Source organism: Chachezhania antarctica (assembly GCF_003646465.1).
Taxonomy (GTDB): domain Bacteria; phylum Pseudomonadota; class Alphaproteobacteria; order Rhodobacterales; family Rhodobacteraceae; genus Chachezhania; species Chachezhania antarctica.
The window spans coordinates 489,716-512,156 of the sequence record NZ_QZEX01000002.1 but is presented as its reverse complement, the minus strand read 5'-3'; the positions used below and the strand labels follow the sequence as shown (position 1 = coordinate 512,156).

General features: G+C 64.2%; 25 protein-coding genes. 19 read left to right on the top strand and 6 right to left on the bottom strand.

Annotation, left to right across the window (positions count from 1 at the left end; translation table 11 throughout):
• Positions 1-109 precede the first annotated feature (109 nt).
• From D4754_RS06200 to D4754_RS06180, 5 genes are all read right to left on the bottom strand, one after another.
• Positions 110-1,144: a nucleotidyl transferase AbiEii/AbiGii toxin family protein gene (locus D4754_RS06200; protein ID WP_121062038.1), complete on the bottom strand. Its 1,035-nt coding sequence runs from the start codon at positions 1,142-1,144 to the stop codon at positions 110-112.
• Positions 1,137-1,730: a DUF6088 family protein gene (locus D4754_RS06195; RefSeq protein WP_121062037.1), complete on the bottom strand. Its 594-nt coding sequence runs from the start codon at positions 1,728-1,730 to the stop codon at positions 1,137-1,139. The genes D4754_RS06200 and D4754_RS06195 overlap by 8 nt, the downstream gene beginning before the upstream one ends.
• A 135-nt stretch (positions 1,731-1,865) precedes the next feature.
• Positions 1,866-2,129 carry a pyocin activator PrtN family protein gene (locus D4754_RS06190; protein WP_121062036.1) on the bottom strand — a complete coding sequence of 88 codons (264 nt, stop codon included), beginning with the start codon at positions 2,127-2,129 and terminating at the stop codon, positions 1,866-1,868.
• 331 nt (positions 2,130-2,460) lie between these two features.
• Positions 2,461-3,078 carry a plasmid pRiA4b ORF-3 family protein gene (locus D4754_RS06185; RefSeq protein ID WP_121062035.1) on the bottom strand — a complete coding sequence of 206 codons (618 nt, stop codon included), beginning with the start codon at positions 3,076-3,078 and terminating at the stop codon, positions 2,461-2,463.
• 14 nt (positions 3,079-3,092) lie between these two features.
• Complete coding sequence (locus D4754_RS06180; RefSeq protein WP_121062034.1) at positions 3,093-3,410, bottom strand: H-NS histone family protein; 318 nt, start codon at positions 3,408-3,410, stop codon at positions 3,093-3,095.
• Between the two features lie 361 nt (positions 3,411-3,771).
• Here D4754_RS06180 and D4754_RS06175 point away from each other — a divergent pair, with 361 nt between their 5' ends.
• The 16 genes from D4754_RS06175 (at position 3,772) to D4754_RS06100 (ending at position 19,891) form a co-directional block, all read left to right on the top strand.
• Positions 3,772-4,734 (top strand): ArdC family protein, encoded by a 963-nt coding sequence (locus D4754_RS06175; protein ID WP_076623794.1) that lies wholly within the window; start codon positions 3,772-3,774, stop codon positions 4,732-4,734.
• Positions 4,731-5,126, top strand: a complete 396-nt coding sequence (locus tag D4754_RS06170) for a DUF2958 domain-containing protein (protein WP_121062033.1) — start codon at positions 4,731-4,733, stop codon at positions 5,124-5,126. The genes D4754_RS06175 and D4754_RS06170 overlap by 4 nt, the downstream gene beginning before the upstream one ends.
• A gap of 133 nt (positions 5,127-5,259) precedes the next feature.
• Positions 5,260-5,736, top strand: a complete 477-nt coding sequence (locus tag D4754_RS06165; RefSeq protein ID WP_121062032.1) for a JAB domain-containing protein — start codon at positions 5,260-5,262, stop codon at positions 5,734-5,736.
• Positions 5,737-5,853: 117 nt separating this feature from the next.
• The gene (locus D4754_RS06160) at positions 5,854-7,980 is read left to right on the top strand and encodes a ParB/RepB/Spo0J family partition protein (RefSeq protein ID WP_121062031.1); all 2,127 of its coding nucleotides are present in this window, start codon (positions 5,854-5,856) and stop codon (positions 7,978-7,980) included.
• 97 nt (positions 7,981-8,077) lie between these two features.
• Positions 8,078-8,383: a hypothetical protein gene (locus tag D4754_RS06155; RefSeq protein ID WP_111774770.1), complete on the top strand. Its 306-nt coding sequence runs from the start codon at positions 8,078-8,080 to the stop codon at positions 8,381-8,383.
• Between the two features lie 415 nt (positions 8,384-8,798).
• Entirely contained in the window at positions 8,799-8,963 is a 165-nt protein-coding gene (locus tag D4754_RS06150; protein ID WP_156876264.1) for a hypothetical protein, read from the top strand.
• Between the two features lie 200 nt (positions 8,964-9,163).
• The gene (locus D4754_RS06145) at positions 9,164-9,712 is read left to right on the top strand and encodes a hypothetical protein (protein WP_163025794.1); all 549 of its coding nucleotides are present in this window, start codon (positions 9,164-9,166) and stop codon (positions 9,710-9,712) included.
• Between the two features lie 65 nt (positions 9,713-9,777).
• Positions 9,778-10,194 carry a hypothetical protein gene (locus D4754_RS06140; RefSeq protein ID WP_121062029.1) on the top strand — a complete coding sequence of 139 codons (417 nt, stop codon included), beginning with the start codon at positions 9,778-9,780 and terminating at the stop codon, positions 10,192-10,194.
• Complete coding sequence (locus D4754_RS06135) at positions 10,187-10,831, top strand: antitoxin of toxin-antitoxin stability system (RefSeq protein ID WP_121062028.1); 645 nt, start codon at positions 10,187-10,189, stop codon at positions 10,829-10,831. Before D4754_RS06140 ends, D4754_RS06135 begins: the two co-directional genes overlap by 8 nt.
• Before the next feature lie 147 nt (positions 10,832-10,978).
• Positions 10,979-15,313 carry a strawberry notch-like NTP hydrolase domain-containing protein gene (locus D4754_RS06130; protein ID WP_121062027.1) on the top strand — a complete coding sequence of 1,445 codons (4,335 nt, stop codon included), beginning with the start codon at positions 10,979-10,981 and terminating at the stop codon, positions 15,311-15,313.
• Positions 15,313-16,359 (top strand): DUF7146 domain-containing protein, encoded by a 1,047-nt coding sequence (locus D4754_RS06125; protein ID WP_121062026.1) that lies wholly within the window; start codon positions 15,313-15,315, stop codon positions 16,357-16,359. The genes D4754_RS06130 and D4754_RS06125 overlap by 1 nt, the downstream gene beginning before the upstream one ends.
• A gap of 343 nt (positions 16,360-16,702) precedes the next feature.
• A complete protein-coding gene (locus D4754_RS06120; RefSeq protein ID WP_121062025.1) occupies positions 16,703-17,629 on the top strand; it encodes a DUF2493 domain-containing protein in 927 nt (308 codons plus the stop codon).
• Positions 17,630-17,762: 133 nt separating this feature from the next.
• Positions 17,763-18,200, top strand: a complete 438-nt coding sequence (locus tag D4754_RS06115) for a hypothetical protein (protein ID WP_121062024.1) — start codon at positions 17,763-17,765, stop codon at positions 18,198-18,200.
• A gap of 556 nt (positions 18,201-18,756) precedes the next feature.
• Positions 18,757-19,080 (top strand): DUF736 domain-containing protein, encoded by a 324-nt coding sequence (locus D4754_RS06110; RefSeq protein ID WP_121062023.1) that lies wholly within the window; start codon positions 18,757-18,759, stop codon positions 19,078-19,080.
• 193 nt (positions 19,081-19,273) lie between these two features.
• Positions 19,274-19,522: a helix-turn-helix domain-containing protein gene (locus D4754_RS06105; RefSeq protein ID WP_021120486.1), complete on the top strand. Its 249-nt coding sequence runs from the start codon at positions 19,274-19,276 to the stop codon at positions 19,520-19,522.
• 99 nt (positions 19,523-19,621) lie between these two features.
• The gene (locus tag D4754_RS06100; protein ID WP_121062022.1) at positions 19,622-19,891 is read left to right on the top strand and encodes a DNA -binding domain-containing protein; all 270 of its coding nucleotides are present in this window, start codon (positions 19,622-19,624) and stop codon (positions 19,889-19,891) included.
• Positions 19,892-19,973: 82 nt separating this feature from the next.
• Here the strand turns inward: D4754_RS06100 and D4754_RS24700 are convergent, their stop codons facing one another.
• On the bottom strand, positions 19,974-20,354 hold the full coding sequence (locus D4754_RS24700; protein ID WP_163025764.1) for a hypothetical protein: 381 nt from the start codon (positions 20,352-20,354) through the stop codon (positions 19,974-19,976).
• Between D4754_RS24700 and D4754_RS06095 the strand changes: the two genes are divergently transcribed.
• The 3 genes from D4754_RS06095 (at position 20,263) to D4754_RS06085 (ending at position 22,382) form a co-directional block, all read left to right on the top strand.
• On the top strand, positions 20,263-20,772 hold the full coding sequence (locus D4754_RS06095) for a DUF2285 domain-containing protein (RefSeq protein ID WP_338031138.1): 510 nt from the start codon (positions 20,263-20,265) through the stop codon (positions 20,770-20,772). The two genes, D4754_RS24700 and D4754_RS06095, sit on opposite strands and share 92 nt — an antisense overlap.
• Positions 20,773-20,909: 137 nt before the next feature.
• Entirely contained in the window at positions 20,910-21,191 is a 282-nt protein-coding gene (locus D4754_RS06090; RefSeq protein WP_009573772.1) for a helix-turn-helix transcriptional regulator, read from the top strand.
• Between the two features lie 18 nt (positions 21,192-21,209).
• On the top strand, positions 21,210-22,382 hold the full coding sequence (locus tag D4754_RS06085) for a replication initiator protein A (RefSeq protein WP_121062021.1): 1,173 nt from the start codon (positions 21,210-21,212) through the stop codon (positions 22,380-22,382).
• Positions 22,383-22,441 lie beyond the last annotated feature (59 nt).

The window sequence follows — 22,441 nt, the reverse complement described above, 5'->3', positions numbered from 1 at the left end:
TGAAGTACAGATTTGAAGTCAAAACGACCCTTGGCATTGCGTCAAGACGTGACATTGCCAAGATCATCGGATTTCCGCTATCTGGCGTGAAGTCTGTATGCCCACCTGCTCAGGTGCGGATGTGCTGATTGTTTTCTGCGAGCTTTGCGCGCTCGGCAATGGATGCGCAACGTTCGATGAGGTCGTCGAAACGCTCAGCGTCTTCAAGCAATAGGCCGTCGTCGACCATGTGCGCGTAGTCGGCCGCGAGCGCGGTGCGAGCCTCTCCGTTTGGGACCAGTTGCAGATTGCCATGAACCGCGGCTTCATAGTCCACGGGTGTTCCGCCGGCCGTCTTCTCCGGGAAGAACATACGCTTGTGCCGCGCGACTGCTGAGGCGAGGTCTCGGTCGGAAATAGCCACATCCGCGATGCCTGCATCGTCGAGGCGTACCAGGTCATGCCAATGGCGCGCGAAGCGCTCCCCGCGGAGCCGACCCTGTACGCAAAAGACATGGATCGCCGTGGCCTTCTCCCAAAAGGTTCGTTCGGCATGCATCACGCGCGGTGTCGCGGTCGGAAAGGTCACGCCCTCGATCAGCCCGTTCGCATCGCAGGTGACGTCACGCAGGCTCGCCGGTTCGCCGGTCGATCTCGCGCCGAATTCCAGCATGACGCTGGGGGCGACATAGCCGGAGCCAGAAGAGGCGGCTTTGTAATCGATGAAAAGCTTGTCGCCATCTGCCCGTGTCGAGGCCGATAGCCCTTGCGCTGCAATGGCGTCCTGGATCAAGGGCTGCGTCGTTTCGACGACCCATTTTGGCAATCTATCCCGAACAGCTTTCGACCAGCGCTTTTCCTCACTGCGTGTGGTTGGCAGGGCTTCGGCGCGTTCTCCCACCAGATCAGGTGCGATTGCCCGTATGTCATAGGTCAGATCGACATCTTCAGAGAAGCGCTGGATCACCCCATAGGCCTTGGAAAGGGATGTTCCGCCCTTGAAAACGAGGTGCTCACCAAGCTCGGAACTGAAGAGGGTCTGAAGGGCCCAGACAACCCAGACGTCCTTTTCGAGCAGGTGCGCGGGCCGCCCGGAGCGATCTGCAGCTACGGCCAGGGCTTCCTTGCGGTCTCTAGGCGGCAAAGACAGGAAGGGTTCAGACATGCGCCGCATTTCCGACACTGCGTGCAAGCCAGGTCGGGAACTGCGGTGCGGCGGTTACCAATTCGTCAAACGCCGCTGCGGGCAGTTTCTGCTTCAGCGATCTAAGAGCTGTCTCTGCCTGTTCCGGCCCGAGCCAGGCCAGAGCGCGAACAGCACTGCCAGCCGGCCTCTTCCCGAGGGCGAGTTGCCATCGGGGGGCGTGGCGCAGTTCCACGAGTTGTTTGCCCAATGAGAGCGTGCGGCTGCGACCCGAGGTCAGGTACACGGAGCGAACAGGCACTTGCGTGGTCAGGCCGAGTGCATTCGCTTCGGCGGCGCCGGTTGGAACGATGATTTCGCCACGTTGCGCCGCGAGGGCCTCGACGGCCTGTTCCACGGACGGAGCGCGCGTTCCAAACCGGCTTTTGATCGGTCGCAGGTAAACGCCGCGCCCGGCACGGATCAACTGGCCGCGCTCGGCAAGGCGCGACAAGGCCTGATCCACACCGGCACGGCTGCCGAGGTGCAGCAGGCCCTTTGCGGCAAGTGGCGCTCCTTCCGGAAGTCCCTCTGCATGGGTCAATATCTGTTCTGCAAGGTGCTGCATGATCGTTCTCCTGTCAGAAGTATACGCAGTTTTCTGACAGAATTCAATGCGTGCTGTTGAGCGAGACGAAGAGGGTGGTGGCTTCGTGCCGTGGGTAGCAGGCAGGCCATCGGCGATTTTCAGAGGGGAACACGCTTACCGAAGGCCCTGCAGTTGCAGGCATTCCTTGACGGCTGCAGCCCGCCTCTTGTCCAGGTACTCGGCCAGATCGTCGATATGGACGCCTTTGGCGCATTTCTGCGACGCTTCCATGCGGACGAGAGGAAGGGCGATGGAACCAGCCGAGACTTTGCGGACGAACTTGTCGGTACTCAGACTGAAAAAATCCCTGGCGACATCCTCAGCGGGAATGATCGGTCGCCCGGAATACATTGCTATCAAGAGAAACGCCGTGTTCATGATCCCGGAGTGAAGCACGATGGCATAGTTGTGAGAAGGTCGCGCAGCGGGTTGGCGGGGAAGCGGATAGCATGGAGCGCAAATCGGACGGGTACGTTGGGTCGGAGAGACTCTCCGAAGCGTGTGAAAGGGGGTAGGGAGCCCATGCTTGGGTAAGTCGGGCGGGAGCCTCGACGCCAAGCAACGCTTCTGGAGAGGCCGCAAGACAAGTGCACCTTTTGCGGTGCAGGCATCCCCGGATCCCGCTGGGGGCGCTGCCACACTGGTGCTGCCGGCAGGAGGAGGGTCATCCAGGCCCGCGGCAGCGCCTTGAGGGCCGAACCCTCTGCGCTTACCGACCAGAATGCTTTGGCTTGGGCTGATGCAGGCGTCGGCTGGTGTTCTTGCGGAAGGTGTTGCGCAGATCCTTGTTGATCAGCTCGATGTCGAACCAGTCCGGATCGAAATGCCCGCCGGCCCAGCGAAGGTTGGAGCTGTGGTCCTCGTGGTTCGGATCCCGGATGGTCTCGAGGAAATCGGCATAGGACCAGGGGCCGCCGACGTCCTCGGGCGGCCGGGCCCGGGCCCCTTCGGTGCATTCTGCGTGGCGGGGCAGGGGATCGAGGGATAGCCACTCCTCGATCCGGATCACATGGGTCCAGTCATCGCCAAAGTCGTAAAGGTAAGTGAAGGTCAGATCCTGGCCGCTGAAATCCGCCAGCCTGACCTCAGTGTAGTCGAAGGTCTGCGGGCCCCCGAAACCATCCTCAAGCTGATCGGGGTCGCCATATCGCAGCCCGCCGATCCGGAACTCATGCAGATGGCTGTCGGTCCAGCTGAACGCGGCCTGCAGCACCAGATGCAGCCTGTCGAGCGTCCAGTCCGACGGCACGACAAGTCGCCGCCAGATCGGCGGGTCAATCTCCGCCAGAGAGACATGCAGGCGGACGGCATTCGCGGGCTGGTACAAGGCAGGTCCCCCGGTCAGATCGCAAAATCGTCCAGCGATTTGCCCGTAGCCAGCGCCTCGGCGATCCATGCCGGTTTGCGCCCACGGCCGGACCAGGTGATTTCGGCGTTTTCCGGATGGCGGTACTTGGGCGCAGACGCCGCGCGTTTCCGGGTGGGAGCGGCTTCCGCAAGTTCGTCTAAACTGAAACCGAGTTCGCGGGCCAAGTCGTCAACCTTGGCGCGGGCCTCGGCCTTGCGACGGTCCTCGAAACTCGCGATGGCCTTCGCAACATTCTTTTGCAACTGCTTCAGCTCGGGAAGCGACAAGGCGTTAAGATCGATATCCGTCATTTGGTCCTCATTTGTTGCCCGGTGGATTTGAGCCCGAGCCTTGGGGAAGAAAGGCGTCTGGCGCTGGAAAGCAGGCACCGCGATTGCGTGTCAGATAAGCGCAGATATCCTGGGGATTACAACATGTCGGGGATTGGGGTTCGCGAGTGTTGGCTTTTGCCTTTTTCACGCATGGCTCGGCTGAATGCGAGGATCGTCTGGGGGAAAGCCTTCCCCTTGGTCGTCACTGGCATTGCCGACACACCCCCATCAGCGGGGAGACCCCGAAACGCCCCCTGAGAGTGAAAGTGCGGGCGGGTTTTCCGTGACGGGTTGAGGGCTGGAGGAGAGGCCTCCGGCGCCCGTCGCGGAGATCATCCCGATGACTAGAGAGCATCGCGCGGCCCACAAGAGTGGCCCGCGAACGAACCTTTATGACGACATCACCGACAAGATCATCGCCGAGTTGGAGGAAGGCCGGCTGCCCTGGGTCCAGCCCTGGGGAACCGCGGCGGCGCAAGCGCCGCTCGCCATGCCGCGAAACGCCAGCACGGGTCGGCAATATTCCGGGATCAATGTCCTGATCCTATGGGGCGCGGTCATCCAGCGGGGCTATCCAACCCAGCACTGGCTGACCTTCCGCCAGGCGCTGTCGCTCGGCGGCAATGTCCGCAAGGGCGAGCGGGGCACCACCGTCGTCTATGCCGACCGTTTCACGCCTGAAGACGAGAAGCGCCGCGCCCGGGAGACCGGGGAAGATGCAAACAGCATCCCGTTCCTGAAGCGCTTTACCGTGTTCAATGCGGCGCAATGCGATGGTCTGCCCGACGACATCGCCGTAGAGGCGCCGCCACCGCCGCCTGGGCTGATCGAGCCGCAGGTCGAGACGCTGATCGCGAAGACCGGTATCGACTTCCGGATCGGTGGCAACCGCGCCTTCTATGTCCCCGCGCTCGACTATGTGCAGGTCCCACCTCCGCAGGCGTATTTCGAGCCGATCAACTGGCACCGCACGGCGCTGCACGAGATGGGGCATGCCACGGGGCACAGCGCCCGCCTGGCTCGGGATTTCTCGGGCGGCTTCGGAACGAGGAAATACGCCTTCGAGGAACTGATCGCCGAGATTTCGAGCGCGTTCTGTTGCGCCTCGCTCGGGATCGTCCCGACGGTGCGCCACGCCGACTACGTGGGCTCGTGGCTGGAGGTGATGCGCGAGGATTCCCGCGCGATCGTCCGTGCAGCCTCGCAGGCCAGCAAGGCGGCCGACTGGCTGCTGGCCCATCTGCCCGACGACAGCACCGATGTTGAGCGGCAGACCTCGGCGGAAGGGAGCGCTGCGGCATGATCCTCCTGACAGATGCGCAGCGCGCGCACCTTCTCGCCAATGGTCGCCAACCGGATGTCGATCACATTCCTGTCGTCAAATTCTTCAATCCCTTTGGTGCCGGCGTCTGGCTCGCGACCGAACTGGACGCGGACGGTGACATCATGTTCGGCCTGGCCGATATCGGCTATCCCGAGCTTGGCTCCTGGAGCTTCGATGAACTGTGCTCGATCCGGCTGCCCTTCGGCATGGGGATCGAGCGCGATTTACTCTTCACCGGCGACGTGCCGATCTCGGTCTGGGCCGACACCGCGCGCCAGGCCGGCAGCATCCGCGATGCCGAGCGCCTGCTTTACCGCTCGGGCCGCCTGTCGATCAGGCCACCCTCCGATACGGAGGCCCGGCATTCCTGATGTCCGGGTTTCCGGCTTTCCACGCTCGGCGCCGCTCTCTTCGAAGGACGAGGGCGGCGCTTCTCCTCGTGACGCGGTGAAAGTACGGCGCCCGGCCGACTGCCCGTTGGAGAACAGGACCATGACACGAAAGATGAGAACACCCGCCGTCGAACCGCAGCCGCTCCGGTTCTCGGCCCAGGAGCAGGCCGTGGTCTATGAAGCCCGGCAGATCCTGCTGCGCCATCTCAACCAGAACCCTGTCCTGTCGTCCTGGCAGGCGGTGCTCGACTATTGCGCCCTCACCATCAGGGGCGATGTGGAGCGGTTCCATGTCCTCTATCTCGACCGGAGGAACCGGCTGATCTCCGACGAATGCCTCGCCATCGGCACGGTCGATCATGTCCCGGTCTATCCCCGGGAGGTGCTGCGGCGATGCCTGACGCTCAATGCCTCGGCGCTGATCATCGTCCACAATCATCCGGCCGGCGATCCCAAGCCCTCGGCCGCCGACCTCGCGATGACGAAAGAAATCCGGAACGCCTGTGCGTCCCTAGGGGTGATGCTGCACGACCACATCATCACCGGCGCCGGCCGGGAGACCAGCCTGCGTGCCCGCGGCGAGCTCTGATGGGTATGCGCGTTCATCCGCGGCGCGGCCTAGAGAGGGAAAGGAGTGGGGGGAGTTTCGTGACGGGCTGGTTGCCGGAGAGAGAGGCTCCTCGGCGTCCGTCATGGAGACCCTGACATGGCCACTGCCACGCAGAAAATCACCCTGTCGTCCTCGCGCGACATCCCCTTCAACAAGCTGGTGCTCAGCCAGTCCAATGTCCGGCGCGTGAAAGCCGGTATCTCGGTCGAGGAACTGGCCGAGTCCATCGCCCGCCGGGGGTTGATCCAGTCCCTGCATGTCCGGCCCGAGCTCGACGCCAAGGGGCAGGAAACCGGCCTCTTCGAAGTGCCGGCTGGCGGCCGCCGCTATCGTGCGCTGGAGCTTTTGGTCAAACAGAAGCGCCTCAACAAGACCGCGCCGGTGCCCTGTATCGTCTCGGAGGCCAGAGACGATATCCTGATCGACGAGGTGTCGCTGGCCGAGAATATCGAGCGCGCGCCGCTGCATCCGCTCGACCAGTTCCGCGCCTTCCAGGTCCTTCGCGAGAAGGGCATGAGCGAGGAGGAAATCGCCGCGGCTTTTTTCGTCGACGCCAAAGTGGTGAAGCAGCGTCTGCGCCTCGTTTCGGTCTCGCCGGCGCTGCTCGAGACCTATGCGGAGGACGGCATGACGCTGGAACAGCTCATGGCCTTCACCGTCTCCGACGACCATGCACGGCAGGAACAGGTCTGGGAGGTGATTAAGGATAGTTGGCAGAAGGAGCCTTACACCATTCGTCGCATGCTGACCGAGACCACGGTGCGCGCTTCCGACAGGCGGGCGCTCTTCGTCGGCATCGAGACCTATGAGGCGGCGGGCGGCTATGTGCTGCGCGATCTCTTCCAGCAGGACGATGGCGGCTGGCTTCAGGACCCGATGCTGCTCGACCGGCTGGCCGGCGAGAAGCTGAAGGCCGAGGCAGAAACCATCGCCGCCGAGGGCTGGAAGTGGATCGAGGTCGCCGTGGACTTCCCCTATGGCCATACCAGCGGCATGCGCCGTCTGGCCGGTACCACCATCGACCTGACTGACGACGAACGTGCCGAGCGTGAGAAGCTGCGGGACGAGTTCGACGCGCTGGAGGCGGAATATGCCGAGGCTGACGAGTTCCCCGACGAGGTGGACGCGCGGCTCGGCGAGATCGAGGAGGCGCTGGAGGCCTTCGAGGCCCGGCCGATGCGGTATGACGCGGACCAGATGGCGGGGGCCGGTGTCTTCGTTAGCATCCGCCATGACGGCCAGCTCTCCGTCGAGCGCGGCTATGTCCGTGCCGACGACGAGGCGATGGAAGGTCAGGAAGGGCAGGGTGCTGATGGGTGTTCTCCCGAGGAAGGCGAGTCCGGTGGTGTGCAGCGCGCGGTCATCATGGTGGGTGGCACGGCGACCGAACCTGAGGAGGACGAGGACGTCGAAACGATCCGACCTCTGCCGGACCGCCTGGTCAGCGAGCTGACCGCGCATCGCACGCTGGCACTCCGCGATGCCGTGGCGGCGAACCCGCATGTGGCGATGACGGCGCTGCTGCATCGGCTGGTCACCGATTGCTTCCTGCCGCATTCCACCAGGGGGTGCCTCGAGGCTCATGTCCGGGAAGCTCATTTCCCGGTACAAGCCGACGACCTCGGCGAGAGCGTTTCGGCGCGCGCCATCGCCGAGCGGAACGAACGCTGGGGCGATCATATTCCGGCCGACGATGCCGCTCTCTGGGACTGGCTCACCGATCAGGACGACGACACCCGGATGGAGCTGCTCGCCCATTGCGTCAGCTTCGGTGTGAACGCGCTCCATGAGAAGCCCAACCCCTACAGCGGCATGGGCGTCAGCCAGCACGGGCTCGACGTGAGACTGTCTCAGGCCGACCGGCTGGCGCGGGCAACGGGCCTCGACATGGTGGCCGTGGGCTGGCGGCCGACCGTCGGCAACTATCTCGGCCGCGTGACCAAGCCGCGGATCATCGAGGCAGTGCGCGAGGGCGCCGGAGACCGCGCGGCGCAACTCATCGACCATCTGAAGAAGGGCGACATGGCCAAGGAGGCCGAGCGCCTGCTGGCCGAAACCGGCTGGCTGCCGGAACCGCTGCGCATGGTGGATCGCGATGCCGATATCGCGTTGGATGTCGGGGTCGACACGGAGGCGGATGATTTGCCTGAATTCCTTGCCGGCGATGGCGAGGATGAAGAAGTCGCGGAGGACGAGGAGAAGTCGATGGTCGCCGCCGAATGATGCTCAGGCGGGGTGGCCTTCGCTGCCCCGCCTCATCCCTTCCGTTTCCGCAACTTGGCCGGTCCTCGTGACCGGGCTTTTGCATTGGAGAACCCTGATGCCTGATACGATCGATATCGACCGAATATTCCGTGAGAACCGCGCCATTCCGCCATCCGAACGCACGCTGCCCTGGGAGGAAACCTGCGACGGCATCACCGTAGTGGTGGAGCCGAAGCCGCATTGGGCGGATGACATGCGCGCCTTTCGTCTCGAAAGGCGAGAATACTGCCGCTACACCGATTGGGCCGCGAATGGCGGTCATGCCCGGTTCTACGGTCATATCGACACCAGCGGCGATGAGGTGATGATGAGAGCGCGCGCGATGATCGCCCGCGAGATTGCCGATGGACTCTGGGACTGAAGGCCTGTTCACGTCCGACGATAGCCGCCACCGTCTTCCTGTCATGGGCCTCCATGGTTCCAGTTCCAGCATCACCACGGTGCCGCTCATCATGTTCGGCATCGATTTCCGCCCCTGTCCTCGACCACATTCCTGATGCCAGCGTGGCGGCAAGGCTGGCCGGGCGAAGCATCTGCAAGGGGGTCTCCGGCACCTGTCGGATGCAAGACACCACCCCCGCTTCCATTCGCTAACCTTGGTCTGATCCGTCTCTTTGACATTCAACCCCGTAGGGGTCGGCTTGCGCATACGTGCCGCCCTCGGGGATTCGGAAAAAGTCCGAACGCCCGAGGGTGAGTGCAGATCCGGTCAGACACGTCGGGCGCCTGTCGCGCGGGGGATGGTCCCCCGCCTCCAAAGACAGGAGCCAATCCCGATGTCCTATGCAGATGCCACCGCTTTCGCCGCCAGCCTCGCCACCACTCTGATGGTCGTAATCGTCGTGTTCCAGGCCGGGGACGGAACCCACGGCGCCATGCCCGCCGACGAGTTCGACGGCGACGAAGACATGGTGAAGCTGGAACTGGATCCATGGGCCTGAGGCGCGAAAGCGCCTCTCCCCAAACGGCCCGAGCGCGGAGACCCGCGCTTCGGGCCTTCAGTGCCTCTCGATGGTCCCCCGTCGTCGGCAGCGGATCCGGGAACAAGCCCGGTCAGAGAGGAAGAGTGCGGGCCGTTCGGCCGTGACGGGTTGAGGGCTGGAGAGAGAGGCTTTCCGGCGCCCGTCATGGAGTGATCCCGATGACCTTTGCCCGTTCCGAAACCTTACGTTCCATCGGCCAGATTCTGACGGCTGATGTTCTGCCCGCGCTGTATCGGTCGCAAAAGCTGCCGCTGCGCATCTCTTGCCTCGGTGTCGCCAGCTATGACGCCAGTGACGCGGCGAATAGCTTTGACCGCGTGATCCCGCTTGGGGAATGCCCGTCACCGGAACAGGCCATTCAGGCCGCAGCCTTGCGCCTGCCGCGCGGTGATATTTGCACGGGGCCGAATAGCTTTCCGTATTTCCAACCGCGCATCATGCTCATTCAGGACCGCGATCAGCGCCTGGTCCTCGCCGGCGAGATCCGCGCCGGCATTATCCTCTGGCAGCAGCCGGTCGCATCCGATGCCGAGGCACGCAGTATTGTGACCGAGGCCAGCCGATTGCGCGGTATGGCATTCCTAGCCTCGGAGCCCGGTGATGCGCGACGGCTGCGTTACCGCGCTGCTGCTCTGGAGGCACGGTTGGTTGATCCCTTCTGGCGCGAGACCGCGGCCGATCTGCTCCGCCTGCCACAGGCCGCCTGAGCTTCACCCTTTCCATCCCATTCGGCCCGGTGTCACGCCGGGCCATGTCATGCCCGGAGACCATCATGGCCGACTATTTCACCCATTTCTCCTGCCTGCTCGATGTGGGCACCCCCGAGCAGGCCGCCCGTGCGCTCGATCTCTACAATGCGCTCTCGGATGAGAATGCCGCTGGGGATCCGCCTTCGGACGGGTTTCTGCTTTCCATTCAACCCGAGCATGGCGGAACCCAGCTCTGGATGCGCGATGATGGCACCGGCGATCCCGAGCATATCATCCAATTCGTCAAACGCTGCGCGAAGGAGTTCGGGCTGACCGGCCTTTGGGGAATGCAATACGCCAACACCTGCTCGAAGCCGCGTGTGGACGGGTTCGGCGGCGGAGCGCACGTCCTCGATCTCGCCACCGGCGAGACGGTGGACTGGATCTACACGGACGGCTGGCTTTCCACCGTGTTGGGGGGAGGCAATCCCTATGAGTGAGGTCATCGAGATCACTGTCTATCGTCTCGACGAGCTTTCCGATGCAGCTAGGGACAAAGCCCGCGTCTGGTATCGTGAGGGTGGCTTCGGCGATGACTGGTACGATGGCGTCTATGAGGATTTCCAGCGCGTCGCCGAAATCCTAGGGCTGAACCTCAAGACCCGAACCGTCCGGTTGATGGGCGGCGGCACACGGCAAGACCCCTGCATCTGGTTCCGGGGCTTCTGGAGCCAGGGGGATGGCGCCTGCTTCGAAACTTTCTATGCCTATCGCAAGGGCGCGCCGCGCCTGATCAGGGAATACGCGCCGCAGGATACCGAGTTGCACCGCATCGCCGATGCCCTGCAGGCGGTCCAGCGGCGTAATTTCTACCAGCTACGCGCCGAAGCCACCCATCGCGGCCATTATTACCATGAGTATTGCATGGCAATCTCGGTCGAGCGTGACAGCCTGAGTTGGCAGGACTTGACCGCCGACGCCGAGGAGGTGGTTATCGAGGCGTTGCGCGATCTCGCCCGCTGGCTCTACCGCCAGCTCGAGCGCGAATACGACTATCTGTCCTCGGATGAGGTCGTCGATGAGGCCATCATCGCCAACGGTTACACCTTCACCGAAGCCGGACGCAGGTTCGGCTGATCCTGACAAGCGCCCCCACCATCCGGTCGGGGCGCTTTGTTCATGTCGTCGTTTCCAGAGTCAGAGAGGGGCCGGGACGGGGTGAGTCCGGGTGGTCGAGAGAGCGCTGTCCGGGCTTGTCCCTCCCGCTCTCCGAGGATCCCCGATATGAACATCTCGTCTCCCGTGACCGATCCGGTCACGCCGCTCGGCGCCGCACCCGCGATCTTGGCCGCCGCCAATATCCTCCTTCCCCATCTCGAACGCGGTCAACGCGTCGATATTGCGATCCTGCGCGATGCGATGGAAAGCGCTTTCGGCGCCTCCGACGCCAGTGGCGCCTGGGACTGGAAGCTCGCTTATGAGGCCTGCGAGGTCGCCACGGTTCTGTTCCTGCGCAAATACGGAAAGGCGCTGTTCCGCAAAGCCGCCTCCCCGGCGTCCCGGCTCGGTCCTCTGGCGAAGATCGCGGGGTTACTACCGACGCAGACCCGCCGCTCCGAAGAAAGTCAGAGCTTCCAGCAGTTCAGCACGCCTCTGCTTCTCGGCTTTGCCGCCCTGACCGCGGCCGCGATCACGCCCGATGACGTGGTGCTGGAACCCTCGGCCGGCCCCGGCCTGATGGCGATCCTCGCACAGGCTGCCGGCGGCTCGCTGATCCTCAACGAACTCGCCGAGACCCGCGCCGATCTTCTCTCTTCCCTCTTTCCGGCCTTTCCAGTCACCCGGTTCGACGCCGCCCAGATCGACGATCATCTGGTCCCGGAGGCCGTGCCGTCCGTGGTGCTGATGAACCCACCTTTCTCGGTCATGGCCAATGTCGAGGGGCGGATGGCGGATGCTGCCCTTCGTCATGTCGCCTCGGCGCTGGCCCGGCTTGCTCCTGGCGGACGGCTGGTCACGATCACCGGCGCGAACTTCGGACCGGAAGCACCGGCCTGGCGCGACGCCTTCATCCGCCTGCAGGACCGCGGCCGCCTGGTCTTCACCGCGGCGATCGATGGCGCGGTCTTCGCCAGACATGGCACCCGCATCGACACGCGGCTGACGGTGATCGACAAACTGCCCGCCGACGATCCGTCAGTCTTCCCGGCCTCGGCAGGGATTGCACCCGACGTTGTCACGCTGCTCGGCTGGATCGAAAGCCAGCTTCCGCTGCGCTTGCCGGTGTCGCTGCCGAAGGTCGCTTCTCCCGTGCCGGCAGCTGCGCCGAAGACCGTGCGCGGTTATCTCGCTCGCGCCACAGCGTCCCGACCCGCCGCCGCACCAGCGTCCGATCCCGAGGGGGTGGAGCTCGAGTATGAGACCGTGGACTGGGCGCCGCCCGAGGGCGCGCGCTTGTCGGACGCGATCTATGAGGAATATGCGCTGCAATCGCTGCGCATCTCCGGCGCCGAGCCGCACCCGACCAGGCTGGTGCAGTCCGCCGCCATGGCCTCCGTCGCACCTCCGAAGCCCTCCTATCGGCCAATGTTGCCCGCCGACATCCGTACCCGGCTCTCCGACGCGCAGTTGGAGACCGTTATCTACGCCGGGGAATCCCATTTCGATCACCTCGCAGGTGCCTGGACCGTGGACGAGCATTTCGACAAGGTGAGCGCCGCCGCCGAGGATGCTGCCGGCGCTGTCCGTTTCCGCCGCGGCTTCATGCTCGGTGACGGCACCGGTGCCGGCAAGGGCCGTCAGTCGGCCGGGATCATCCTCGACAACTGGCTGCGCGGTCGCCGCAAGGCGGTCTGGATCAGCAAGTCCGACAAGCTGATCGAGGATGCGCAACGTGACTGGTCGGCGCTCGGCATGGAACGCTTGCTGGTCACGCCTCTGTCACGCTTCCCTCAAGGCGCAAAGATCACGCTGTCGGGAGGCATCCTGTTCACCACCTATGCCACCCTACGCTCCGATGACCGGGGCGAGAAGGTTTCGCGCGTCAGGCAGATCGTCGAATGGTTGGGCTCCGATTTCGATGGGGTCATCATCTTCGACGAGAGCCATGTGATGCAGAATGCCGGTGGCGGCAAGGGAGACCGCGGCGATATCGCCGCTTCGCAGCAGGGACGCGCAGGCCTGCGGCTCCAGCATGCCCTGCCGGATGCCCGCGTGGTCTATGTCTCGGCAACCGGGGCCACGACCGTCCACAACCTCGCCTATGCACAACGGCTCGGTCTCTGGGGTGGCGAGGATTTTCCGTTCCAGACCCGCGCTGAATTTGTCGAGGCGATCGAGGCCGGCGGTGTGGCGGCGATGGAGGTTCTGGCCCGCGACCTGCGATCTCTCGGCCTCTATACCGCGCGCTCGCTTTCTTATGACGGCGTCGAATACGAGCTGGTCGAGCACAAGCTCACCGACGAGCAGCGCCGCATCTATGACGCTTACGCGGCCGCGTTCGCCGTGATCCATGGGAACCTGGACGCGGCGATGGAAGCGGCCAATATCACCGGCAGCCCAGAATCTGGTGGGGCGACGCTGAATCGGCAGGCCAAATCCGCAGCGCGCTCGGCCTTCGAGAGCACCAAGCAGCGCTTCTTCGGCCATCTACTGACCTCGATGAAAACCCCGACGCTGATCCGCTCGATCGACGCCGATCTGGAGACGGGCCATGCGGCCGTCATCCAGATCGTCTCGACTGGCGAGGCGCTGATGGAACGGCGGCTGGCGGAGATCCCGACCGAGGAATGGAACGACATTTCCGTCGACCTCACGCCGCGGGAATATGTCGGCTCGTATTTGCAGCATTCCTTCCCGGTGCAGCTCTACGAACCCTTCACCGACAGCGAAGGCAACCTCTCCTCGCGGCCGGTGTTCCGGGACGGTCAGCCGGTCGAGAGCCGCGAAGCCGTGGCCCGGCGGAACGAGATGCTCGAACAGCTCGGCTCGTTGCCGCCGGTTCCGGGGGCGCTCGACCAGATCGTTCAGCGCTTCGGCACCGATCTGGTGGCGGAGGTCACCGGCCGCTCGCGCCGGATCGTGCGCAAGGGCGATGGCGCATCGGCGCGTCTGGCGGTCGAGAACCGTGCGCCCTCCGCAAACCTGGCAGAGACCTCGGCCTTCATGGATGATCAGAAGCGCATTCTGGTCTTCTCGGATGCGGGGGGCACCGGGCGCAGCTATCATGCGGAGCTCTCGGCGCGGAACCAGCGGCTGCGGGTGCATTACCTGCTGGAACCGGGCTGGAAGGCCGATACCGCCATTCAGGGGCTGGGGCGCACCAACCGCACCAATCAGGCGCAACCACCGCTGTTCCGGCCCATCGCCACGGACGTCAAAGCCGAGAAGCGCTTCCTCAGCACGATCGCCCGTCGTCTCGACACGCTCGGCGCGATCACCCGCGGCCAGCGCCAGACCGGCGGACAGGGCCTGTTCCGGCCCGAGGACAATCTGGAATCCGCCTACGCTCGCGATGCGCTACGCCAGCTCTATCTGCTGATCGTGAGCGGCAAGGTCGAGGGCTGCTCGCTGGAGAGGTTTGAATCCGCTACCGGTCTCAAACTGATGGACAGCAATGGGATCAAGGACGATCTGCCGCCGATCACCACTTTTCTCAACCGCCTTCTGGCGCTGACCATCGAGATGCAGGGCATCCTGTTCTCGGCCTTCGAGCAGCTTCTGCAGGCGCGCATCGACGGCGCCATTGCATCGGGCACCTATGACATGGGGCTGGAGACCCTGAAGGCGGAAAGCTTCATCGTCACCGACCGGCAGGTGATCCGTACCCATCCCGGCACCGGTGCCGAAACGCGGCTCCTGACCCTGACCGAGCGCAAGCGCAATCAGCCGGTGACGCTGGATGCAGCTCTTGCAGAACTGGATGATCCACGGGCGAAGCTGCTCGTCAACGAGCGGTCCGGTCGTGCCGCCATGCAGATCCCCACCACCAGCGTCATGCTGGACGATGGCGAGATCGAGCGCCGCGTCCGGCTGATCCGGCCGATGGAAGCGATGAACATGCCAGCGCGGGCGATGGGCGAGACCCACTGGGTCGAGGCCGAACGCGCTGCCTTCGCCTCGGCATGGCAGGCCGAGTTGGACGAAGTGCCGGAGTTCACCGACAGCATCCTGCATATGGTGACCGGGCTGCTGCTGCCGATCTGGAAGCGCCTGCCGCAGGACTCCTCCCGCGTCTATCGGCTCCAGACCGATGAGGGCGAGCGCATCATCGGTCGCCGGGTCTCACCCGCTTGGGCGGCCAATGCCGCCACCAGCGGGGTTGCGACCAGCATCACCCCGGACGAGGCCTATGCCGCGCTGATCGAGGGCCGGACGATCTTCGATCTGGCCGAAGGGCTGCAACTGCGACGCTCGCGTGTCATGGGCGCGAACCGGATCGAGCTCACCGGCTTCACCGATACCATGCGCGATCGGCTGCGCGCCTATGGGCTCTTCAGCGAGATCATTTCCTGGAAACTTCGCTTCTTCGTTCCGGTCGGGGAAGCCGGGCCGGAGATCATCGGCAGACTGCTCGACCGCTTCCCGGTCGAGCGCATTTCCGAGCGGGAGGCCGCGTGATGGCACGCCTCAACGCTTCCGAACTGGCGCAGCGTCTCGGCCGAGAGGCCGAGGCGGTATGCCGCCACTATCTCTCGAATGGGCGCAAACAGGGCAATTACTGGCAGGTCGGCGATGTGCAGAACAGTCCCGGCCGCTCCATGTTCGTCCGTCTGACCGGGCCGGAATCGGGCAAGGGCGCGGCCGGCAAATGGACCGATGCGCAGAGCGGGGAACATGGCGATCTGCTCGACGTGATCGGCGAAAGCCTCGGCCTTATCGATTTTGCTGATGTTGCCGAGGAAGCCCGCCGCTTCCTCAGCCTGCCGCATCCCGAACCGGAGCCACAGTCCCGCAAGTTCCGAACACCGCCGGTACCATCCGGTTCGTCCGAAGCGGCGCGCCGCCTCTGGCACATGACCCGGCCATTGATCGGCAGCCTCGCGGAGACGTATTTACGCGGACGCGGCATTACGGATTTACGCGGAACCGCGAATCTGCGGTTCCATCCGAGCTGCTACTGGCGACCCGAGGGCGATGGGCCGACAGAGGCATGGCCCGCCATGATTGCCGCGGTGACCGACCTCGATGGCAGGATCACCGGCGCGCATCGCACCTGGCTCATCCGCGACGGCTCCGGCAAGGCGCCGCTCGATCCGCCGAGAAAGGCAATGGGAGACCTGCTCGGAAACGCCGTCCGGTTTGGCGGGGTGCAGGTTGTCATGGCGGCAGGCGAGGGGATCGAAACCATCCTCTCGCTGCGGCAGGCATTGCCTAGGATGCCGATGGCCTCCGCACTTTCGGCCGGGCACCTCTCCGCCATCCAGTTCTCCCCGCATCTGCGCAGGCTCTACATCGTCCGCGACAACGATCCGGCAGGTGACGCCGCGCGGGACAGCCTGGTGGACCGGGCCATCGGAGCCGGGATCGAGGCCATCACGCTCTCGCCCATGCTGGGGGATTTCAACGACGATCTCGTGAGCCTCGGCCTGGAGGCGCTTAGGGCGCAGATCCGGGTGCAGATCGCCCCTGAGGACGTCAGCCGTTTCATGTCACGCGCGCCATAGCCAGAGAGGGTCGTGATCTGGGACAAACGATCCCGCCATGGGCAAGGGGTTGGGGCACCTCGGCAAGGGGACCGCGCCTTGGCCTTCTTGAGAGGGCGAGCGGCCCACAAACGCTCCGGCCCGGCAATGGCGGCGCCCGACTGATTTCCGTCGGCGGCCAGCCACCCCACGCGACAGGTCGCGTGGGACCCCGTCTCCCCCGCCTTTACAGCGCGAAGCAAATCAGCCGGGCTTTGCCATCAAGGCCCTCGCAAAGAGCTCGGGCTGCCAGGCCGGAGCGCCCGTGGGCTTGTCGTCGCCATGAAGGCCGCGACGGTCGCGGTCCAGCCGAAGGACACATCCCATGTATGCCCATGACGAATTCGAACCCGATCACAGCACGTCTCCCACCGGCCATGTCATCGAAGAGCTCGAACTCTATGGCTACCGTCCCGCCGAGGGCGAGGCCGACCCCCGGATCACGCCCGAGGACAACGCCATCCAAGGCGCGGTTGCCGACATCTTCGATGCCCTGATCTCCACCATGGCCGACACCAGCCTCGATTTCGACCTAGACGAGATCATGTGGTCCACGGTCAACACCTTCCACCGCGCCGTCGAGCGGATCGAACGCAAACTCGACGATAACGAGCAGGCTCAGAAGCGCCTTCAGCGCGAACAGGACGGAAGCGAGGTGAAATCCGTCCAGTTGGAGACCCTGATCGGCATCGGAGAAAACCTGATCGAGCGTCGCGACAGCATGGAGACCTTCCGCGAGACCGCCGCCGACCTCTTCCTGCGCACCACAGGCACGCCCTGGTCGCCGCGCTCCGGATCACGGGTCAACCATCGCCAGATGACCTCGGCCATGATCGACAGCCGAGATTTTCTCGCCGCCAAGCAGAGGGCCGACAACGAGGTACTGCTACCCGCCGGGCCGAAGATCGCCTTCTCGGGCGGCGACACCACCGATCACCGCACGATCTGGGCCAGGCTCGATCAGGTCCATGCCAAGCACCCCGACATGGTGCTTCTGCACGGCGGCAGCCCGAAAGGCGCCGAACGCATCGCGGCCACTTGGGCCAACAACCGCAAGGTGCCGCAGGTCGCCTTTAAGCCCAACTGGACGAAACACGCCAAGGCCGCGCCCTTCAAGCGCAACGACCGGATGCTCGATACCATGCCGATCGGGGTCATCATCTTCCCCGGCACCGGCATTCAGGAAAACCTCGCCGACAAGGCCCGCAAGATGGGCATCCCGGTCTACCGCCTGGCGGAGGGCAGCGCATGAGCGCTGCCAGCAATCCGTCGACACCATGCCCGGCAGAACTCTCGCCATGCCGGGCAGTTTCATGTTATGTTCGCCTTGCGCCATGGTGGTGGTGGAAGGCGCGACCGTTCCACGTCAAACGGGAGACTCCACCATGATCGTTCTCGGAATCCTTGCATCTTTCGCGGCCATTGCGGGCCTGTGCTGGTTGGTGTTCAACCTCGCCGTCTTCGCCCTGCCGTTCCTCGTCGGGTTTCACACCGGCATCTGGGCGTATGGCACCGGCGCAGGCTGGTTCGGTGCAATCTTTGTCGGTGGCTTCGCCGCCGGCCTGACGCTTGCCATCGGTCAGGCGCTGATCATGCTCGTGCGCCCGCTCTGGGCGCGGTTTGTCATCGCGCTGATCTTCGTGGTACCGGCGATGCTCGCTGGCTTCCACGCCACCCTTGGGATCACCAGGGCCATCATGCCCTCGGAGACATGGCAGATGATCTTCTCGGCCATCGGCGCTGCCGCCGTCGGCATTTCCGCCTTTCTCCGCATTGCCGGTTCGGCAGCCGAGCTTTCGGGTAGGTCTCCCATAGGCGCATGACATTTTTGACGGTCCGATGAGGCGGGGCCTGATCAGTGCTGGACTGCCATCCCAATCGTCAGATTGCCGGTATGGGGCGGGGTGTGGATCGGCAAGAGGCCCGCGTCACGGCCCGTGGCTGCGCAGTGGTAATGGCGGACCGTTCGAGCGGCAAATCGCACCTGTGATCGCGGGGGGGCGCCGGGCGGGGCGCTTGGAGAGTGATGCGCATGGCCTGTCGCGGGTGAGCAAACCCGCCGGTGGAAAGGCCGGTCAGGATGACGGGCATCCGCAGTCGCCATCGTCTCCGTTCCTTGCCCGTCCCATGTCGGCTCCATACGGCCCTTTCAATGGCCTGATCTGGCCGAATACCGGCAGTGCCTCGACCGGCTTGGCGCAACAGCGCCGCCATAACTTTCTTCCCCTGGGCTGCGCCCATCCCGCGCGAAACAAGAAAGTTCTGCCTGTGCTGTCCGGCCCCCGGCACGCCGGGGGTGCGCCGCCGGTCGTCTTCGGCCTGTCGATCGCCATCGGGCCGCAATGGTGCGGACCCGGAAACGGAAAACGGAGACTTAAAATGGCGACCATCGGCACCTTCAAGAAGACCGGCAACGAATTCACCGGCGAAATCGTCACCCTCAGCGTTCAGGCCAAGGGCGTGCGCATCGTCCCCGACACCCGCGCCACCGGCGAGAACGCCCCCAGCCATCGGGTCCTGGTGGGCCGCGCCGAGATCGGCGCCGCCTGGTCCAAGCGCTCGGGCGAGGGCCGCGACTATCTGGGCCTCAAGCTCGACGATCCGAGCTTCACCGCCCCGATCTACGCTAACCTCTTCGACGACGAAGATGGCGAGAGCTACGCGCTGATCTGGTCCCGTCCCAACGGTCGCCGCAGCGAGTAACGACGCCCTGGGCCCCGGCCGAAAGGCCGGGGCCCGCCCGCCAAACCGGGCAACCGAATCAGTTCCTCGGTTCGGCGGTGCCAAGACAAAACGCGATATAAACGCAGAAGAATTCCGGTAGAGATTTCCCGGAGAGCGACTATAATAGTCGTAGTTCTGGCGTGCGCGCCGGGCCGGATGGGAGGTGATCTGCATGATCACCGCCCGACAATCGCGGGCCGCGCGTGCGCTTCTTGGCTGGACACAGGAGCAGCTTGCGGATGAGGCCCGGGTATCTTTGACCGCGCTCAAGCGCCTTGAGTCCGAAAGCGGACTCGAGGTCTACGAGACCACGCGCGATCAGGTTCGACGGGCGTTCGAAGCGAATGGCATTCTGCTCCTGAACTCCGACCAGGGGATTGGAGTGATGCATGTTCAGGCGAAGGCCGTCGCTAAGAGCTGACTATTCCGGCAGGTTTCGCCGTGAACGGAATTGCGCTATTGCCGTGCTCACGAAAACGTCAACCTTCTGTGCTAGGATTGTACAGAAGCCGCAGTGGGGATGCGTGTGACGATCAGCAGCTTGCAGGATGTGCCGCCGCAGGGGACCGTGGTGACGGAGTATGACCGTCGTCACATGGCGCAGTACATGCGTTTGCTCGATGCTGCAGGCGAGGGCGCGAGCTGGCAGGAGGCCGCGCAGATCATCCTGGGTCTCGATGCGCAGAAAGAGCCGGAGCGGGCGCGCATGGTCCATGACGCCCATCTTGAACGCGCGCGCTGGCTTAGTTCCGAGGGCTATCGGCAATTGGCGGCGGGGCGCACCGCCTGAGGAGGTGATGCGCCGCGCGCATCACCTGATGCCTTGGGGCGGGCTTCCCAAGTGATTGATCTCTTGGAATCCTTTTTTGTGATCAACCCAGGGGAGAGGCGATGCCATGCAACCTGATCGCTCGAATTGGCGTGACCAGGCCGCCTACGATTATCTCGATGATCTGGCTGCGCCGGAACTCGGCTGGGAATGCCTGCGCCGCAATCCCGAATATCAGCATGATTACGCAAAGCTCGCAGGAGAACCCCCGGAGAGGGTTGATCTGATGGATCAGGTCGGCCGTCGATGGGGGTTGTGCTTTCCCGGTTCGCCCCGGTCTGAGCGCGACTGTCGCAGAGATATTCTGGCGCCCCGAAATCGATACCAGCGCCGTGGTGCTCGTGGTCGCTCCCGGGTCACTCGTCGACGAGACTGACGACGCTGGCGACGAGATATCTGCCTTAAACGGCAGGGTATCACGCATTGGCAAGCACCTGTGCCACAGGCTACCGGACGGAACATACCTGCATCTCGTCGCTCCGCTGAAACACCGCGGTCGGCTTGTGGCTGCCGTCCCCCTCGGTCCCGAGGGCCTTGATCGCATGGAGGCGATCCAGCGGCTCCTGGCGGACCAGCATCGCCGTCGATCAATCCCACGCGACACCCGCCTGACCGCGCAGCAGAAAGCGCGCCTGCGGCGTGTCCTCCAGGCCTCCGACGCCGCCTTCGACGGCGCGACCCAGAAGCAGATCGCCGAGGTCCTGTTCCGTACCGGTCACCTGGACCGCGATGAATGGCAGGTCTCCTCAGCCCGCTTTGCCGTCTCCAGCCTCCTTCGCGAGGGGCGTGACCTGATCTCCGGCGGCTATCGCAAGCTTCTGCGTCACCAGCGCCGCCTCTAGGTCGGTGATCCCGCGCCGCGGTGTGCGAATTTACCCCTGCCAACTCCCCACTGCATCTGACCGGACGCGCTTCGCCATCGTGACCGTCATCAGCCGCTGTTTCGCGGCACTGGTCACACACAGTAGGGAGACGCCCGATGTCCGCCATCTCAACCGAACTTCCCCCGCGCTATCTGCGCACCAAAGAAGCCGCCCAGTTCCTGAGCCTGTCGGCTCGGACGCTGGAGAAGCACCGGACCTATGGCACCGGTCCCGCCTACCACAAGCTGGGCGGACGCGTGGTCTATGCGATTGAGGACCTGCAGGCCTGGGTCGGACGCGGCGCCGTCACCTCGACATCCGACCCGCGCGGGCAAGTGCTGCCAGCGAAGCGCCACACGCTCCCCAACCTCCCGCAGCCTGGCCGCTTCGTGCGCTGACGCGGGGGCGACACCTTCATGACCGATGGACGCAGACCCCGTTCCGAGCGCGGGCAGCTCGATCTGTTCCGCGCGCTGCCCGGGGATTTCGCCCCCAGAGATGCGCAGGACCTCATGGCCTATCCCTTTTTCTCCCTCGCCAAATCCAAACGGGTCGCACCGATCGACTTTGCCGCTGGCAGCGTCAGCATCCGGGTCGAGGCTGTTCCCGATCACGGTATGGCCACAATCTGGGATGCCGACATCCTGATCTGGGCGGCGAGCCAGATCGTCGAGGCGCGTGACGCGGGGCTGCGCACCTCCCGGCTGATGGCTGCCACGCCATATGAAATCCTCACCTATGTCGGTCGCGGAACCAGTGCGCGGGATTACCAGCGCCTGAAGGCGGCGCTGGATCGTCTGCAGTCGACGACAATCTCCACCTCGATCCGGCAGCCTACGGAAGGACGCCGCCATCGTTTCTCCTGGATCAACGAATGGCAGGAGCGCAGCGACAGGGAGGGGCGCCCGGACGGCATCGAGTTGATCGTGCCCGACTGGTTCTACCAGGCCGTGCTCGACAATGCGCTCGTCCTCACCATCGACCGGGCGTATTTCGACCTGACTGGCGGGCTCGACCGTTGGCTCTATCGCCTGGTGCGCAAACATGGTGGCAGGCAACGGGACGGTTGGCGTTTCGACTTCCACCATCTTCACCAGAAGTCCGGGGCACTGTCGCCCTTCAAGCGGTTTGCCTTCGAGCTTCGCGACATCATCCGGCGGCAGCCGCTGCCTGGCTACACGCTCTTTCTTGAAACTGAAGTTGGTGGCCGCAAGTTGCTGGCCTTCGAGCCTGCGCCGGGCTGTGGAAAACCTGTGAATGCGCTCGTGCTATCGGGAACCCCGACTATCGTGCCATCAGGAACCGGTGGCTCGTGCTATCAGGAACCCAAACAGGGTGTAACGTACGGAAGCAAAATCGGAAATCGCTCCGTTAACTTAGAGTCTAACGAAGACTCTAACTTTGAAGAGCGCGCGGATGGTGTGGAGAACATCATCCGCAGCGCAGCCGGGAGCCTTCGAAAGGCTGAGAAACCGGACGCATCAAGCATGCCTGGCGCTGCCGGATCGCTCCCGGACAGCCCCGCCTCCGACACGATCCGTCGCCCCGTCTTGGCACGCCTTCCACTCGATCTCCCGGGAGATCGGTGATGAGTGTCATTCTGAGACCCGGCAAATCACCCGCGACTGAGGCTTCCTCTCTCAGCTTC

Excerpts from the sequence above, each read along its gene's own strand:
- D4754_RS06125 (WP_121062026.1), top strand. The coding sequence starts at position 15,313 with ATGGCACGCCTCAACGCTTCCGAACTGGCGCAGCGTCTCGGCCGAGAG.
- D4754_RS06100 (WP_121062022.1), top strand. The coding sequence starts at position 19,622 with ATGCGTGTGACGATCAGCAGCTTGCAGGATGTGCCGCCGCAGGGGACC.
- D4754_RS24700 (WP_163025764.1), bottom strand. The coding sequence starts at position 20,354 with ATGCGTGATACCCTGCCGTTTAAGGCAGATATCTCGTCGCCAGCGTCG.
- D4754_RS06105 (WP_021120486.1), top strand. The coding sequence starts at position 19,274 with ATGATCACCGCCCGACAATCGCGGGCCGCGCGTGCGCTTCTTGGCTGG.
- D4754_RS06180 (WP_121062034.1), bottom strand. The coding sequence starts at position 3,410 with ATGACGGATATCGATCTTAACGCCTTGTCGCTTCCCGAGCTGAAGCAG.
- D4754_RS06110 (WP_121062023.1), top strand. The coding sequence starts at position 18,757 with ATGGCGACCATCGGCACCTTCAAGAAGACCGGCAACGAATTCACCGGC.
- D4754_RS06155 (WP_111774770.1), top strand. The coding sequence starts at position 8,078 with ATGCCTGATACGATCGATATCGACCGAATATTCCGTGAGAACCGCGCC.
- D4754_RS06150 (WP_156876264.1), top strand. The coding sequence starts at position 8,799 with ATGTCCTATGCAGATGCCACCGCTTTCGCCGCCAGCCTCGCCACCACT.
- D4754_RS06190 (WP_121062036.1), bottom strand. The coding sequence starts at position 2,129 with ATGAACACGGCGTTTCTCTTGATAGCAATGTATTCCGGGCGACCGATC.
- D4754_RS06120 (WP_121062025.1), top strand. The coding sequence starts at position 16,703 with ATGTATGCCCATGACGAATTCGAACCCGATCACAGCACGTCTCCCACC.
- D4754_RS06195 (WP_121062037.1), bottom strand. The coding sequence starts at position 1,730 with ATGCAGCACCTTGCAGAACAGATATTGACCCATGCAGAGGGACTTCCG.
- D4754_RS06115 (WP_121062024.1), top strand. The coding sequence starts at position 17,763 with ATGATCGTTCTCGGAATCCTTGCATCTTTCGCGGCCATTGCGGGCCTG.
- D4754_RS06135 (WP_121062028.1), top strand. The coding sequence starts at position 10,187 with ATGAGTGAGGTCATCGAGATCACTGTCTATCGTCTCGACGAGCTTTCC.
- D4754_RS06085 (WP_121062021.1), top strand. The coding sequence starts at position 21,210 with ATGACCGATGGACGCAGACCCCGTTCCGAGCGCGGGCAGCTCGATCTG.
- D4754_RS06140 (WP_121062029.1), top strand. The coding sequence starts at position 9,778 with ATGGCCGACTATTTCACCCATTTCTCCTGCCTGCTCGATGTGGGCACC.
- D4754_RS06175 (WP_076623794.1), top strand. The coding sequence starts at position 3,772 with ATGACTAGAGAGCATCGCGCGGCCCACAAGAGTGGCCCGCGAACGAAC.
- D4754_RS06160 (WP_121062031.1), top strand. The coding sequence starts at position 5,854 with ATGGCCACTGCCACGCAGAAAATCACCCTGTCGTCCTCGCGCGACATC.
- D4754_RS06200 (WP_121062038.1), bottom strand. The coding sequence starts at position 1,144 with ATGTCTGAACCCTTCCTGTCTTTGCCGCCTAGAGACCGCAAGGAAGCC.
- D4754_RS06165 (WP_121062032.1), top strand. The coding sequence starts at position 5,260 with ATGAGAACACCCGCCGTCGAACCGCAGCCGCTCCGGTTCTCGGCCCAG.
- D4754_RS06130 (WP_121062027.1), top strand. The coding sequence starts at position 10,979 with ATGAACATCTCGTCTCCCGTGACCGATCCGGTCACGCCGCTCGGCGCC.
- D4754_RS06170 (WP_121062033.1), top strand. The coding sequence starts at position 4,731 with ATGATCCTCCTGACAGATGCGCAGCGCGCGCACCTTCTCGCCAATGGT.
- D4754_RS06145 (WP_163025794.1), top strand. The coding sequence starts at position 9,164 with ATGACCTTTGCCCGTTCCGAAACCTTACGTTCCATCGGCCAGATTCTG.
- D4754_RS06090 (WP_009573772.1), top strand. The coding sequence starts at position 20,910 with ATGTCCGCCATCTCAACCGAACTTCCCCCGCGCTATCTGCGCACCAAA.